This is a genomic window from Parasphingorhabdus sp. (assembly GCF_039968395.1).
In the GTDB taxonomy this organism is placed as follows: domain Bacteria; phylum Pseudomonadota; class Alphaproteobacteria; order Sphingomonadales; family Sphingomonadaceae; genus Parasphingorhabdus.
Window position 1 is genome coordinate 1,000,904 of sequence record NZ_JBDVPV010000005.1, and the last position, 15,850, is coordinate 1,016,753.

A 15,850-nucleotide genomic window follows, 5' to 3' on the forward strand; every position below is an offset into this window, starting at 1 on the left:
CCCGGCGAACTTAATAGATGCCGCCTTCTTCCTGCAGGAAGTCATTGTCATTTCGCGCAGGCCCCCTGCTGCGCAATGAGGCATCACTAGCCCGTGCACGCGCCGCTGCTTGTGCGGCAGCGATTTCGGCTTTTTTGGCTTCAAGCCGCGCCAGTAATTCTTCCCGGCGAATAGAGCGCCTCGGTTCGGTTTGCGGTTTGAACACATCCCAGATAACTGCGCCGCGTGGATCGTCACTGGGCCAACCACCAAAAACGCGCTTTCCGCTTTTGCGATCAACGCGAACCATGCGGATTCCTTTGGGTGCAACAAATGGTGTTTTGGGCATTCCGGCCATCGCCTTTTCGGCAAACTGCCGGAATATCGGTGCCGCCAAAGTACCGCCCTGCGCATATCCGCCCATATTTTTCGGCTGGTCATAGCCCATGTAAACGCCGGCAACCAAGTCAGGCGATCCTCCGACAAACCAGACATTGGTTGGACCGCTCGCGGTACCGGTTTTGCCGAACAAAGGCCGATTCAGGCTTTTCAGATTCTGTGCCGTCCCCCGCGTAATCACGCCTTCCAGAATATTGACCATCTGATAGGCGGTCATCGGATTCATCAATTGTTTGCCAGCCGGACGTGGACGCGGCATCGGTTCGCCATTCCATTCCGCCATATTGCAGTCTTCGCAATTGCGACTGTCCGCTCGCAGGATGACCTTGCCTTTGCGATCCTGAACATAGTCGATCACGGTCGGTTTCAGCTCACGTCCATGATTGACCAGCATTGAATAGGCATTGGTGAGTTTCGCAACCGTCGTGTCGCCTGCGCCCAGCGCGAACGCGAGATATGGCTGATAGTCGCCAATACCCATCGTTTTGATTGTTTTGACCACATTTTCCATGCCCGCATCATTGGCTGCCCGAACTGTCATCAGGTTACGGGACTGTTCGACACCCCAGCGTAATGTCTGTTCCCCTGCTCCGCGCGATCCGCCGAAATTCTGGAAACATTTGCGGCCCAGCGCAGCAGATTGATAGACACAAAACGGACTGTCGACGATGATCGTTGCCGGTGTCATCCCCTGATCCAGAGCCGTCGCATATACAAATGGCTTGATTGTCGACCCCGGTTGCCGTTCGGCCTGGGTCGCCCGGTTAAAGGAGCTCATCCGGTCATCAAAGCCGCCTTGCATTGCCCATATCCGGCCGTTGCGCGGGTTTTGCACGACCATGCCGCCCGAGACCGCCGGTACGTTGCGCAGCGTATAATTGCTGCCGCCCGCCGGGCTGACCGCAATAATGTCGCCGGCTTTCAGAGCATTTGGCACACCGCCAATTCGTCCGGTGGTCCCATCGGAAAACCCGATTTCCGCGCCATTGCCGTTCCGCGCGATTGCGACCGCAATCCGCCAGTCGGAATGATCGGTATCGATGAATGTAGACGCCAGACGCTGGGGCCATTTGTCATCTATTTCGATCGTGTTGATCGCGCCGCCCCAGCCCTTGCCGCGACTATATCGCAGCAGACCGGTTCGCAACGCGTCTTTGGTCAGCGACTGCAATTCCGGGTTCAGTGAAGTCCTTACCCACAAGCCCCCGGAGTAGACGCTATACGGGCTTTCACCATCTTCATTGGATTCCCCAAAGCGTTCGATCAGTTCCCGGCGCACTTCTTCGATAAAATAACCGCCGACACGTTCAAACCTTGGACCGGACCTGCGAATGGCCCCGAGTGGTTCCGCGCGCGCAGCATCATGTTGTGCTTCGGTCACCCAACCATTTTCGAGCATTTCACCCAATACCCAGTTACGACGATTGATCGCGCGCTGCTCGTTATTTTCGGGGCGATAATTGGACGGGCCTTTCGGCAGGATCGCAAGATAAGCCATCTCGTGCAACGCAAGTGCATCCACGTCTTTGCCAAAATAGGCTTGCGCTGCGGCCTGCACACCATAGGCATTTCGACCGAGAAAAATCTGGTTGAGATACAGTTCGAGGATCTCTTCCTTCGTCAGCACTTCTTCAATCCGGTAGGCCAGCAGCGCTTCGCGCACTTTGCGGCGATAGGAAACTTCGTTGGTCAGCAGCAGGTTTTTGGCAACTTGCTGGGTGATCGTAGATGCCCCGACGGGTCGCCCGCTATTGGAAATGTTGGTCACGATCGCCGTGGCAATTCCGGGATAGTCGAGACCACCATGTTCAAAAAACGTGCGATCCTCTGCCGCCAGATAAGCACGAACCAAGAGCGCAGGAAATTCTACAAACTCCAGTTGAACCCGTCGCTCCCGGGCATAGCTGTGCACCGGCTCACCATCATAAGCGCGGACGGTGGTAGGTAGTGGCGGCTCATATTGCTGCAGAGTTGCAGCATCAGGCAAATCGCGCGCAAACACGGCCCAGATCACCAGCCAGCCGAGCAAACACAAGGCAATAAAGCCAAGAAACAGGCGAAACCATTTCTTCTGCCAGAGCCGTTCCATTGCCGCGACCAGCCCGCCCGTATTCCGTTCGAGCTTGTAGGCAAGGCTTTCACCTGCCGTATTTTCTGTTTCCTCAACCATATGTAGCGCTGTCTAGCACCGTTCCGGCGATTTTCCAGCCACTATCGCGTAAAATTTTCTTTGATGCCGCTATACGCGAAAAGCTGGTCTGGATTGGGCGCTGAGCCCTAGCGCTGAGCCAGCTTGCGGGCAAAATGAGTTTCGATGGCATTGGCGACGCCATCGGCAATTCTGGATTGGCCGTTTTGCGAGTTAAGAAATGCAGCGTCGTTGCGGTTGGTCAAATAGCCGGTTTCGAACAGGACTGACGGGGTGTCTGGTGCTTTCAGGACCACGAAAGAAGCAAATCGGTGAGGATTGCTGCGAAACGGCATCGCCCTGCGACCTTCACGGTGAAGCAGTTTTGCAAAGTCCGCGGATACGTTCATTGTTTCACGTTGGGTCAGATCGATCAAAATCGATGACAATTCCTGATTGGTACCGCCGAGATTCACACCATTGATAACGTTGGATTTGTTTTCCCGGGCCGCAAGCTTGGAAGCCTCCCGATCGGAAGCAACTTCCGACAAAGTATAAACAGTCGCGCCGGAAGCTTCTTCATTCCCCGCTGCATCCGCATGAATGGAGATGAACAGATCAGCGTCGAGACGACGGGCAATCCCGTACCGTTCTTCGAGGACCAGAAACTTGTCGGTATTCCGCGTGAGTGCCACACGAACCCGGCCGCTTGCGACCAGCCGATCACGGATCGCTCGGGCAATGGCCAAAGTCACATTTTTCTCGCGCTGATTGCCGTGCGGTGAGATTGCGCCCGGATCGTGACCACCATGTCCGGCATCCAGCACGACAAGCGGGCGCTCCGGATCGTTTGGCCCATAGATCTTGGGCAAGGCGACCAGGTCCTTCGGCCTGCCGATTGGAGCCTTGACGCTATATGTATTTTTGGGCGGCTCTGCGCGAAAACGAAGCGGCGGCAGAAATGTTTGCCGGCCTCCGAGCGAACCGTTCCCGGTAACCGATTTCAGATTGAGGTGAAGGCTCTTGCCATCGGCAGAAAATCCACCGCTAGTGATTATGGCAGGCTGATCGAGATCAAACACAATTCTGGCGGTATTGGAGTCGAACTGGCCCTGACGAATGGCTTTTACCATCCCGGTTGCCCGTCCGCCACGCCCGGCTTTGCCGCCGCGCACGTCAATCGCAATACGATTGGGACCTATCAGGGAAAAAGCCGACGCGCCTTCAACAAGGTCATCGAAAGCTACAGTAATCTGACTGGCACCTGTGTCGATGCGCTTTACCGAACCTGACTGCGCAGGTTCGACCGCCAGTAGCGAAGACGCCAGGATCAATACAAAACTCATGCCGGTCTTATGTAGTGTCCCCGCCAATTCGGTCCAGCTAAAATTCATATGTCTGCAGATCCCAACCCGTTTCGTGATAAACAGGCAGTTAACGATAAATCCGTAAGCTCCGGTGAAATGACAAGGTTAACGACAAATTTACCATGTTCCTCGAAAACGGCAGCTGGATATGGCCGATCCGTCATCCTTTGCGATGTTTACGGTTTGTGTTGCCGATCCCCAAAGACGGTGCTAGCACCTCTTCCACGTTGACCGGAAACTTCCGGTGAACTGAATTCGAGACTGAAAAAACATTCGGTCCATACCAGGTTGACGCGACATGAGGCATGACATCTCCGGTTCAGAGGCACACCCAAGTGGTCGTGCTTTCATGATCGGACTGATCCCGGCTAACGGCCAGGGCCATGCAGTTGTTGCAGACGCATTTTTATCAGAAACATTTCAAATCAACCGGATGACGCCGCCCGCCCCACATGATGGGACATTGGGCAAGAAGACGTCATCCCTTTCACATTGCATGGCACCACCGGACTCTGATCCGCCTCGCCATGCCAGGAGTATATTGAATGACAACGCGCATGTTAATCGACGCGCGCCACCAGGAAGAAACCCGGGTGGCGGTCGTAAAAGGGAACAAAATTGAAGAATTTGATTTTGAATCCAGCGAACACAAACAGCTAAAAGGCAACATCTATCTGGCAAAAGTGACGCGAGTTGAACCCTCGCTTCAAGCTGCTTTTGTCGACTATGGCGGCAATCGCCACGGATTTCTGGCCTTTTCGGAAATTCATCCCGATTACTATCAAATTCCAAAAGAAGATCGCGAACGCCTGCTCGCCGAAGAAGCTGAGCATGCTGCCGAAGAAGCAGCTTTGCGTGCACAGGAAGAAGAGGAAGAAGACGCACCGGCCGATCTGGTGCGCAGCGAAGCCACTGAAGAACTTGATACCGCCCTGGTCGAAGTCGAAAAAGACGAAAGCGTCGATACAATCGATGTCACCGAAGGCGAGATTCCCGCTGAAGATGCATCTGACGAAGATGATGACGATGACGAAGACGGGGATGATGAAGGCGACAACAGCGACGACACCGAATCCAAAGATGACGCGGAATCGTCAAATGACAATGAAGCCGCAAATGAAGAAAAACCCAAAGGCCGTCGCGGCCGCGGCGGCAAAGGTCGCAATCGCGGTGGACGTGGCGGGCGCGGCAAAGGCAATGTTGCCAAGGCCAGCGATCAGGCACGCCAAAAGCGTATGGCTTTGCGCAAACGCTACAAGATACAGGATGTCATTCAGCGCCGTCAGGTAGTTCTGGTACAAGTGGTGAAGGAAGAACGCGGCAACAAAGGTGCCGCACTGACTACTTATCTCAGTCTCGCCGGACGTTACTGCGTTTTGATGCCCAACACCTCGCATGGCGGTGGCATCAGCCGGAAAATCAACAATGCCGGCGATCGCAAGCGATTAAAATCAATTATTGCCGATCTGAAACTCCCCAGCACCATGGGCTGTATTGTCAGGACGGCTGGCCTGTCTCGCACCAAGCCTGAAATCAAACGTGACTTTGACTATCTTGCCCGTCTCTGGGATGAAATTCGCGAAAATACTTTGGGTGCCGTCGCGCCAAAACTGATCCATAGTGACAGCGATCTGATCAAGCGCGCGATCCGCGACATATACAACCGCGATATCGAAGAAGTCCTGGTCGAAGGTGCTGATGGCTATGCCGCAGCCAAGGACTTCATGAAACTGCTGATGCCCAGTCACAGTCGAAGGGTGAAAAGCTACGCAGACCCGGTTTCCCTGTTCCAGCGTTACGGAGCCGAGGATCAGCTATCGGCCATGTATCAACCGGAAGTGCAGCTGAAATCTGGCGGCTATCTTGTTATTAATCCTACGGAAGCTCTGGTGTCGATCGATATCAACTCGGGTCGCTCGACACGCGAGCATGGTATCGAGGCAACGGCTGTCAAAACCAATCTTGAAGCTGCAGCTGAAATTGCCCGTCAGTTGCGTTTGCGTGACATGGCCGGTCTGGTCGTCATCGATTTTATCGACATGGACCGTCATGGCAATATCCGCAAAGTTGAACGTGCGATGCGCGATGCATTGAAAAATGACCGCGCCCGCATTCAAGTTGGCCGGATCTCCAGCTTCGGTCTGCTCGAAATGAGCCGACAGCGTCTGCGGACCGGTGTTCTGGAAGCTTCAACGAAAATATGCCCTCACTGCGAAGGTACTGGCCTGGTTCGGACCGCATCATCATCGGCTCTGTCTGCGCTACGCCTGATCGAAGAAGAAGCTGCTAAAGGCAAAGCACAGCAAATCACCCTGACTGCCAGCCAGGAAGCCACGATTTACGTGCTCAACAGCAAGCGGCATGAGATTGATGACATCGAAAAACGTTACGGTGTTTCAGTTCAAATCACGCCCGACGGTGAAGTCGAAGGTGCTAGAATGGAAGTGTCCGGCACGGGTGGACCACCAAAAAATGCTCCAAAATTCGAGCCCATTGTCGATGATGATGACGATGATGCTGCCGCTTCCGGTCAGGATGACCATCACGAATCCGGAGAAGACAAACCGCGCAAGCGTCGCCGCCGCAGGGGACGCAGAGGACGTGGCGCTGATCGCGAGCGCAATGCTGATCAGAGTGAAAATGCGAAAGATGATGGTTCCACCAAACCTGATCGCAGCAAACCGAAGTCCGATGAAGCGGTTGCTGCCGAAGTAGAATCCGGAGAAGCCAAGGCTGACGACAGCGCGGAAGAAAAACCGAAGCGTCGGCGGGCTCCGCGGAAGAAAGCCGAAGCAGATGGCCCTGCTTCCGGTGCAGAAGAAGCATCCGCATCAGAAGCCGACGAGAAGCCTAAACGCCGCCGGGCTCCACGCAAAACTGCTGCTAAAAAGGATGAAGAAGCAGGCACTGCGGATGTGGAAGAAGATGCGAAACCCAAACGGGCTCCGCGATCTCGCGCAAAGAAAGATGCGCCGGCGGATACAGCGTCCTCGAAAGACACCAAGGCCAAAGAAGCAAAGCCCAAGGAAACCAAAGATGCGAAGAAAGCACCTGCGGCCAAATCTGCGGCAAAAGCAGCGCCGCGGGCAACCCGGAAAAAATCCACTGCTGCAAAGTCTGAAGACACGACGGAGAGCGCTGCCGGATCTGACGGACCAGCTCGGCAGGGCTGGTGGCAGCGTACGTTTGGCTAAGTGCTGATCCCATCAATGGGTTCAAACCGGCTCTGGATGCATTTGCAAACAGGGCCGGTTTTATTTCAGCAAAGGTTCAGGCTACCAATGTCATTGGAAACGATGTAATTTATCTGGAATCCAGTAAAAGGAATTTCATGCCGTCCCTGACAGAAAATCCGTCTGAACCGCAGAAATATGGCTATAGCCTGACAATGCTTCGCTTTTTTGTCACTTTGATCGCAGCGATTGCAGTGGCTGTTCAACCCGTCGCTGCGCAATCCATATTGCGGGATGCGGAAACCGAAGCGCTGTTCAGCGATATGGTTGCCCCGCTCGTTGCGGTTTCGGAGCTGGATGCCGACGAAGTCGAAGTCATATTGATTAACGACAACCAGATAAATGCGTTTGTCGCTGGCGGACAACGGATGTTCTTCTATTCCGGAACGCTGGCCGCCGCTGACAGTGCGGTCGAGATTCAGGGCGTGATGGCGCATGAGCTCGGGCATATTACCGGCGGTCATATCATCCGCTTCAACGAAGGTATCGAAACCGCTACCGGTATAACGATATTGAGCCTTATTCTTGGCGCGGCTGCGATTGCTGCGGGAGCCGGCGAAGCGGGCGCGGGAATATTGGCCGCGGGCCAGCAGGCCGCGTTGGGTAAGTTCCTTGCGTTCAGCCGGGTCCAGGAACGCAGTGCAGATGCCGCAGGCGCGCGTTATCTTTCAGCCGCCGGGATTACCGGCAGAGGTTCGATCGACTTTTTCAAAAAACTGCAGAATTACGAGTTTCGCCTGGGTATTCCGCAAGAGGATAGCTACGGTCGCACCCACCCCCTGTCCGGCGAACGTGTGTCGCTGTTGCGCGATGTCTATCAGGCAGATCCTGCATGGGATACGCCTCCAAACCCCGAGATTGAACGTCGCTTTCAGAGGGTAAAAGCCAAATTGCTGGGATTTACCGCAGATCCAAACACGACGCTGCGCCAGTTTCCCCAAAGTGATCAAACTGTTCCGGCCCGCTACGCCCGGGCTTATGCCTGGCACAAGAGCGCTTATCCCGACAAGGCGCTTGAAGAAGTAAACAAACTGCTGACCGATGAGCCAAATGACCCCTATTTCCTCGAATTGCAGGGGCAGATCATGCTTGAATCCGGCAGACCTGACGAGGCTCTGGAATCGTTGCGCAAAGCGGTGACCCTGACCAATGCACAGCCGCTGATCGCGGCCTTGTTTGGCCATGCGCTTATTGCCACCGAGGATGAAACCCATTTTGAGGAAGCAGAAACCGTCCTGAAGGCTGCGGTGATCAAGGATAATCGCAACCCCTTTGCCTGGTATCAACTCGGCGTAGTCTATTCCCAAAAAGGCGATACGGCTCGTGCCCAGCTTGCCACCGCCGAAAGCGCCCTACTCCAGAGAAATTATGGCGGAGCGATCCGCAGCTCCCAGATTGCAATGGGAGGAATCGCGGAAAACACCCCAGACTGGATCCGGGCTCAGGATATTTCGTTAATCGCAAAAAGCGAATTCGAACGTGCTGCCAAACGGCGGTAGCCACTACCGCGCCAATTAAACGCTGCAAATCTGTAACAATTGTGGACAAAATGACGAACCTCCGCTTAGGGAGCTAGGAAACAACAATGGTGACATGTGGCGGATAACCCGAACAGAAAGTGGATGATTATGGCAGGTGGCGGATTAGCCATAGCGGCGGCAGCAGCCGTCTGGTTTTCGCAGACAGGTAGCGCATCATCAGCTGATGCCTCTGCCCAGGCCGTAGCGGCCGGGATCAACTCGCAGGAACAGGCGGCAATTGAAGCCATTGTTCGCGACTATATCCTCAAAAACCCTGAAATCATTCCAGAGGCTGTCGAGATATTGCAGAATCGGGAAAAGGCCTCTGCGATCAACGAAGTTCGCGAACAGATAGAGGCTCCCTATGCCGGAAAAGCCTTTGCCGGGAACCCCAATGGGGATGTGACGATTGTCGAATATTCTGATTTTGCCTGCCCCTATTGCAAACAAACCACCGCAGCGATTGACCGATTGCTCAAGGAAGACAAGAATATCAAAGTTGTGTTCCGTGAACTTCCGATATTGAGTGAAGCCAGTAATACAGCTGCGCTTATGGCTTTGGCCGCCGCGAAACAGGGCAAATATTACGAGTTTCACAAAACAATGTTCGCGACTGGTCGCCCTACCCCCTCCACCATTGAAGCTGCTGCATCCGAAACGGGCCTTGACCTGTCCGCCGCCCGGGCTTTCATGAAATCAGCCGAAGCAACAGAGGAAATTCAAAGCAATATTGCGGTCGCCCGCAGGCTGCAATTTACCGGTACGCCGGCGTTCGTGATTGGAAATCAATCTCAGGTTGGTGCGGTTGGCTATGACGGTCTCAAGGAAATGGTCGCAAAGGCACGCGGATCAAAATAGACGATTGGGGCTAATCAGCGGCTCGTCCTTTAAAACCCTGAGCGACCACATACCATTCCGATGATCCCTTGCGACTGGCTGGAGGTTTGGCATGTTTGACCGTCGCAAAATGTTGCTTTAGCAGTTTGAGCAATTCGCTGTCGGTTCCCCCGGCCAGCACCTTTGCCACAAATGTTCCACCCTTTTCCAGATTTTCAATCGCAAACCAGGCCCCGGCTTCGACAAGCCCCATAGTGCGCAAATGATCGGTTTGCTGATGCCCTACGGTATTGGCTGCCATGTCAGACAGCACCAGATCCGGCGCGCATCCCAGTGCCTCCAACAACATGTCCGGCGCCTTGTCGTCCATGAAGTCCATTTCAAAAATCGTCACGCCGTCAATCGGATCCACTGGCAAAAGGTCGATTCCGACAACGCCCGCACGTGGTATGAATTTGCGAACCACTTGTGCCCACCCACCAGGTGCGATGCCCAGATCAACTACGGCTTTCGCCTTGCGGACAAACTTGAAACGCTCGTCCAGTTCCAGCAATTTATAGGCCGCACGAGACCGGTAACCATCTGCCTTGGCCTGTTTGACATAGGGGTCGTTCAACTGACGTTCGAGCCACCGGGTAGATCCGATTTTTCGTCCCTTTGCCGTTCTGACTCTCTGTTTCTGCCCTGATCGCCCTCTGCTCATGACAATCCCTAACGCCTTGACCGGTTTTCATTGGAAGACATTAACGACCGCAATATTCCCTCCCGGATACCTCTGTCAGCCACACCCACCCGATTTGCCGGCCAGATGTCGAGAATGGAATCAAGGATAGCACAGCCGCCGACAACCAGATCTGCCCGCTCTTTTCCGATACACGGAATTTCTGCGCGCTCAGCCGGCGAACAATGGGCCAGCATTGCGCTGATATCCCGCATGGAATCGGTCGGCACGATCAGCCCGTCAATCACCCGGCGATCATATTGCGGCAATTTTAAGTGCAGGCTGGCCAATGTCGTCACTGTCCCGCTGGTGCCGAGCAAGCGAAAATCCGATCCCTCGTCCATCGGCAATCTGTCAGCAAATTCCGCAAAACTGTCCATGACACGGGCACGCATGTTCGCGAACGCCAGTTCACGTGCGGTCGGATCATTTCCGTCAAACTTTTCACTTTCCGTGAGCGAAACCACGCCCCAGGGTGCGCTTAGCCAATCGATAATTTCGGGAGCCGCACCCGATGTATCGACCAGCACCAATTCAGTGGAACCGCCGCCAATGTCGAATATGAGCGCAGGCCCCTGCCCCGGTTCCAGCAGGATCTGACATCCCAGTACAGCGAGCCGGGCCTCTTCTTCAGCCGTTATGATATCAAGCGCAATTCCGGTTTCTTCCCGGACGCGATTTATAAATTTGTCACCATTGCTTGCTCTGCGACACGCTTCGGTCGCCACTGATCGGGCGAGTGTCACATTTCTCCGGCGCAATTTGTCTGCACAGATGGACAAGGCAGCGACTGCGCGGTCCATGGCGCGGTTGGAAATTCTTCCCGTTTCGATCAACCCTTCGCCAAGCCGGACCACCCGTGAAAAGGCATCCGTTACGATAAAGCCATCCGATGACGGCTTTGCCACCAACAACCGGCAGTTGTTGGTGCCGAGATCAATCGCAGCATATGATCGCAATTTGGGCCAGCGGCCGTTATTTCGACGGGAGACAGACGCATTGCGACTCCCGTTCTTATGTGTCGCCGCATGTTTCGGGCGGGATATCCTCGCGGACTCACCGCCGTTGTTTCTTTGCGGCGATGGGGATGCTTCATCCACCATGACCGATACTCTTATGTTCTCCGGATCGGATAATACCGCCGGTACTTGGTGACAGAGATAACCTCAGCCTCGATATTGTGCAAGAGTTTAGAGCATGCCGATTGGTCCAGGCTCGCTGCAGGACAGCTGAGTGCCCCATATCCAGCCATGATGGTCACACCGCTCAAAGCCTGTGCGAAGATTATCCTGATCTTCCCGCTATTCCGATATTGTCGGATTCCGCGGTATCAACCACACAGTTTCGACCATCAGCCTTGGCTTTATACATGGCAAAATCAGCTCTGCGCAGCGCCATCGAAAAACTCTCGCCTTCCGCCACAACTGCCATGCCGAGACTGGCCGTCACGCGTTCCTTCAGACCAATTTCAGGATGTACGATTGCAGCGATCGACAGCCGGATATGTTCGGCAATGGTATTGCGTTCCCGGAAACTGACATGATTGAGGATGATGACAAATTCTTCACCGCCAATTCGGGCTACTTTGCCCAGTTGACTGGTAACAGTGTCAAGAACCGCGCCCGTACGTTTGAGAACATGATCGCCGGCCTCGTGACCAAACAGATCATTGACCTGTTTGAATTCATCAAGGTCAGCGATGATTACCACGCTCTTTTGCGCCGCCCTGCCGCTCATTTCCGAAGTTACATATTTCTCGAGACCACGCCGGTTCATCAGACCCGTCAGCGGGTCGGTCGTGTTGGCCCGTTGGTATTTTTCAATGACATCATGCCCCACCACGATCAGCATGGTAACGCCGCAAGCCAGACCGCATATGGCGCTGGTGACATGCAAAATTGTTGCATATGCTGAGTTTTGATAGGTCGCCGCCGTGTGGGTTGCATCCATCATCCCGTAGACAATGATCGGTCGCAGGAAATAGGTTGCACAAAGTATCGCAACCAGCGCCAGCATGATCATCCCGAGCCGCCCCCGTCGTTCTTTCCACAAGATCGGAATCATCCAGACCATGATCAGACCTGCGGTTATCGAAGAGACGATGGATCGATAGATAATATCGGCATTTCCAAAGCTGAACCACATCAGACCAGCCAGCCCAATTCCCAGCGTCAATCCCAGTATTCGAAACGGGTAAGCCGCCTGAAACCGTTTGAAAACGCCCATCACCAGTGCCGTACTGAATCCCCAGAACAGGAGTTTTGAGGCGATATCAGAAAGAACGGGGTCAAGCGCGGCCCGGCTGATATCCACAAGAAACGCACACAGGCCGGACAAAAAGGCAAAGGCCAGCCAGCCCGCAAATCGTTGCGTGCGATCATGCGTGAAAATAATGGCAAACACGATCGAGAACAGACCGAGAATTACGACCATCATACCGCGAAAAATCAGATTTGCTTCCATCGTCAGGCATTATGACGGCAAAACCGGTCAAAGATTGAGAGGATATCGAGATTGGGTAACCTTTTTTGCATAACCGTCATCCGCGGTCATTCAATTTCCCTTGACGCCCCATTTTGTGGCCATTACAGCGCCCCCATCGCTCCCCTGTCGTCTAATGGTAAGACTACGGACTCTGACTCCGTCAATTGAGGTTCGAATCCTCACGGGGGATCCAGCTCACAAGCTGCAAACAATTCATTCTTTCCGGCAGTCATTATATTATCAGTCGACCATCCGGCCGAATTGCTTCAAACGGGGATAAACCGTCGCACGACAAGGCGGTTCACTGATTGGCGGACCGTTGGTTCGCAAGTTCGAACAGGAGAGATAACATGGACAGCTACGAACAGAATTACATCAACGGTCAATGGGTCGATTCAGATGGTGGTACGCCGCATCGGGTCATCAATCCGGCGACCGAAGAGCCAGGCACCAGTATTGTTCTGGGATCAAAAGCGGATGTGGACACCGCCGTTGCAGCGGCAAAGGAAGCGTTCAAGAGCTATAGCCAGACATCTCGCGAAGAGCGGCTCGCACTCATGGGTCGTGTGGTTGAGGAATATCAAAAGCGGATACCCGATATCGCCAGTTCACTTGCAGTTGAAATGGGCGCACCGGTCAGCCTGGGCAATGCCATGCAGGCACCTTCCGGACTGGGCGGATTCATGGGAACAATGGAAGCGCTGAAAGATTTCACGTTTTCCGAGCAGCAAGGCCCCAACACTATTGTCTACGAGCCCATTGGCGTCGTCGGAATGATCACGCCCTGGAATTGGCCACTCAACCAGATTGCGCTCAAGGTCGCCCCTGCCCTTGCTGCCGGTAACACCATGGTTCTGAAACCATCGGAAGAATGCCCGGGCAGCGCAGCAATCCTGGCTGAGGTAATGGATGCAGCAGGCGTGCCAGCGGGCGTGTTCAATCTGGTTCAAGGAGATGGTCCGACCGTGGGTGCAGCCATTTCAGCGCATCCGGATGTGGACATGGTCAGCTTCACCGGATCTACACGTGCCGGCATTCTGGTCGCAAAAGCCGCAGCGGATACGGTAAAACGCGTGCATCAGGAATTGGGCGGAAAATCGCCCAATCTGGTTCTGCCCGGTGCAGATCTGGAGGAAGTTCTGCCTGCCACTATCGGCGGTGTCATGCTCAATTCAGGACAAAGCTGTATCGCACCAACCCGGGTGCTTGTGCAGAATGAACAAACTGCCGATGCCGTGAATGTCGTAAAAAGCATTGTCGAAGCCCAGACCGTGGGAGATCCCCTGGAAGAAGGCCAGCACATCGGTCCTGTTGTCAACAAGACGCAGCACAGCAAGATTCAGGACCTCATCCAGTCTGCAATTGATGAAGGTGCGACACTCGAGACCGGGGGAACCGATCTGCCCTCCAATGTCAATCGCGGCTATTATGTCAAGCCAACGGTGTTCAGCGGCGTCACCCCGAACATGCGCATCGCGAAAGAAGAAACTTTTGGTCCGGTGGTTACGCTGATGAGCTATGATAATCTTGATCAGGCGATAGAGATTGCCAATGACACCGAATATGGTCTCTCCGCGGTCATTTCGGGTGATCCGTCCGAGGCTGCAAAGGTTGCGCCTCAACTGAAAGCCGGGATGGTGATCATCAATAACTGGGGTCCGGCACCGGGTGCGCCATTTGGTGGTTACAAACAATCGGGCAACGGCCGCGAAGGCGGGATTTATGGCCTGAAGGATTTCATGGAAGTAAAGTCAGTCACCGGATTGCCCGGCTAAGGCTGCTTTTACGAGAAGTTTCCATACCAGACGCGCCGGGTTTCACCCGAAATCAGGCGTTCCATGGGAATTGCGATTGCGCGGCGCTCGACAGGAGCGCCGCCAATGGCATCCCGCACTTTGATGATGATATCCAGCATCTCGCCGATTTCGACGCAAAACGACCAGTGATGGAAAAACTCGTCTGCTGATTCCTCTGCAATCAGGTCCTTGAAATCCATTCCCATGGACGCGATCAGACCGCTATGATCATGCCAGGCCTGATTGACTTCGGTCAAAGCGCCGGAGGCATCTGCAACCCATGTAATATTCGGCAGGCTGTCGATACGCTGCCGCAAATGATCCTGCATTTCGGCATGGTCTGACTGCAGCGCCTCTGCATCCGTAATTTCGACACTAAGCGCGGCGATACCAACAGACCCATCAGGCAATGGCAACGGGACTTTTGTCGATCGGAAACACTTGGTCTCCGCACCCGGCATCGTCCAGTTTTCTTCGAAAGTCATGCTCTTTCGAGCTGCAAGAACCTCTTCATCATGTACTTGAATGACCGCGGCTTCCGCGGATTCTGCAGTCAGATCGCGCGCCATCTTGCCAGTTACTTCTTCCGGTTTTCGGCCGATAGCCGAATAACCTGCCGCATTGCTGTAAATGAACCTGCCCTCGGCATCTTTGGCGTAAACAACGAGGTCAGAAGCGCTACCCAGTGCTTCGAGAATGGATTCCGATTGAGACTTGATGCTGATATGCGCAATCAGATCTTCGACATCGGTGCATGACCCTATCCACCGGACTATGTCGCCCTGGGCATCGCGGACGGGCAATCCTCGAACAAGATGCCAGCGGAACGTGCCATCTGCACTGCGGAACCGGTAACGGGTGTCATATGCTGACCCCTCGGACCAGCTTTCCAGCCAGGTTTCTGCAGCTCGCTCACGATCATCAGGATGCAGTGCGTTCAGCCAGCCGTCGCCGAGCATTTCTTCCGGCCGCATACCGGTATATCTTTGAAACTGGACGTTGCAGTATATGTTGGAACCATTGGCATCACTGACAAAAACAAGCGCCGGAATTGATTCAGCCAGAGTACGAAATTCAATTCCACCATACCAAGGGTGCTCCTGAACGGCATTATCTTCAGATGATTTTCCGCTGCCAGCCTGTGCCACGTTTCGGTCTCCTAGACAGATCTCACCGGGCGTACCCGTTGGCTGGTTATCGCCGATCATTAGCAGGAAATTGTCGTGCGTCAGATCCGTGAAATCCGGGTCGTCCTGCAACATGAACCCCGGATACACAATAGCAAATAACTGACATCATTGTAATCAAGAGTAAAATGATGGAGCGATGCGTTTGAATTCATTTGACTGATTGCTTGAGGGAGAAACGAAATATTTTGGATTTCAC

The 15,850-nt window shown here is 54.1% G+C and carries 10 protein-coding genes and 1 tRNA gene; 5 read left to right on the forward strand and 6 right to left on the reverse strand.

The window, feature by feature from the left end; genetic code table 11:
* Positions 1-10 precede the first annotated feature (10 nt).
* Both ABJI30_RS15565 and ABJI30_RS15570 read right to left on the reverse strand, forming a co-directional pair.
* Positions 11-2,548, reverse strand: a complete 2,538-nt coding sequence (locus tag ABJI30_RS15565; protein WP_348017603.1) for a PBP1A family penicillin-binding protein — start codon at positions 2,546-2,548, stop codon at positions 11-13.
* Between the two features lie 107 nt (positions 2,549-2,655).
* Entirely contained in the window at positions 2,656-3,852 is a 1,197-nt protein-coding gene (locus ABJI30_RS15570) for an N-acetylmuramoyl-L-alanine amidase (protein WP_348017604.1), read from the reverse strand.
* A gap of 566 nt (positions 3,853-4,418) precedes the next feature.
* On the opposite strand from ABJI30_RS15570, the gene ABJI30_RS15575 reads away from it, so the two are divergent.
* The 3 genes from ABJI30_RS15575 to ABJI30_RS15585 all read left to right on the forward strand — a co-directional run bounded on the left by ABJI30_RS15575 (position 4,419) and on the right by ABJI30_RS15585 (position 9,484).
* On the forward strand, positions 4,419-7,067 hold the full coding sequence (locus ABJI30_RS15575) for an Rne/Rng family ribonuclease (protein WP_348017605.1): 2,649 nt from the start codon (positions 4,419-4,421) through the stop codon (positions 7,065-7,067).
* A gap of 194 nt (positions 7,068-7,261) precedes the next feature.
* Positions 7,262-8,605: a M48 family metalloprotease gene (locus ABJI30_RS15580; protein ID WP_348017843.1), complete on the forward strand. Its 1,344-nt coding sequence runs from the start codon at positions 7,262-7,264 to the stop codon at positions 8,603-8,605.
* A 123-nt stretch (positions 8,606-8,728) separates the two neighbouring features.
* A complete protein-coding gene (locus ABJI30_RS15585) occupies positions 8,729-9,484 on the forward strand; it encodes a DsbA family protein (RefSeq protein ID WP_348025336.1) in 756 nt (251 codons plus the stop codon).
* A gap of 10 nt (positions 9,485-9,494) precedes the next feature.
* Here ABJI30_RS15585 and ABJI30_RS15590 read toward each other — a convergent pair whose 3' ends face one another.
* From ABJI30_RS15590 to ABJI30_RS15600, 3 genes are all read right to left on the reverse strand, one after another.
* The gene (locus tag ABJI30_RS15590; protein ID WP_348017607.1) at positions 9,495-10,166 is read right to left on the reverse strand and encodes an RlmE family RNA methyltransferase; all 672 of its coding nucleotides are present in this window, start codon (positions 10,164-10,166) and stop codon (positions 9,495-9,497) included.
* 8 nt (positions 10,167-10,174) lie between these two features.
* A complete protein-coding gene (locus ABJI30_RS15595; protein ID WP_348017608.1) occupies positions 10,175-11,287 on the reverse strand; it encodes a Ppx/GppA phosphatase family protein in 1,113 nt (370 codons plus the stop codon).
* A gap of 181 nt (positions 11,288-11,468) precedes the next feature.
* A complete protein-coding gene (locus ABJI30_RS15600; protein ID WP_348025337.1) occupies positions 11,469-12,647 on the reverse strand; it encodes a GGDEF domain-containing protein in 1,179 nt (392 codons plus the stop codon).
* 140 nt (positions 12,648-12,787) lie between these two features.
* Between ABJI30_RS15600 and ABJI30_RS15605 the strand changes: the two genes are divergently transcribed.
* Together ABJI30_RS15605 and ABJI30_RS15610 are read left to right on the forward strand one after the other, a co-directional pair.
* A tRNA-Gln gene (locus tag ABJI30_RS15605) sits at positions 12,788-12,861 on the forward strand.
* Positions 12,862-13,018: 157 nt separating this feature from the next.
* Positions 13,019-14,443 carry an aldehyde dehydrogenase family protein gene (locus ABJI30_RS15610; protein ID WP_348017610.1) on the forward strand — a complete coding sequence of 475 codons (1,425 nt, stop codon included), beginning with the start codon at positions 13,019-13,021 and terminating at the stop codon, positions 14,441-14,443.
* A gap of 8 nt (positions 14,444-14,451) precedes the next feature.
* Here the strand turns inward: ABJI30_RS15610 and ABJI30_RS15615 are convergent, their stop codons facing one another.
* Positions 14,452-15,726, reverse strand: coding sequence for a PAS domain-containing protein (locus ABJI30_RS15615; protein ID WP_348017611.1), 1,275 nt, complete (start codon positions 15,724-15,726; stop codon positions 14,452-14,454).
* Positions 15,727-15,850: the final 124 nt, after the last annotated feature.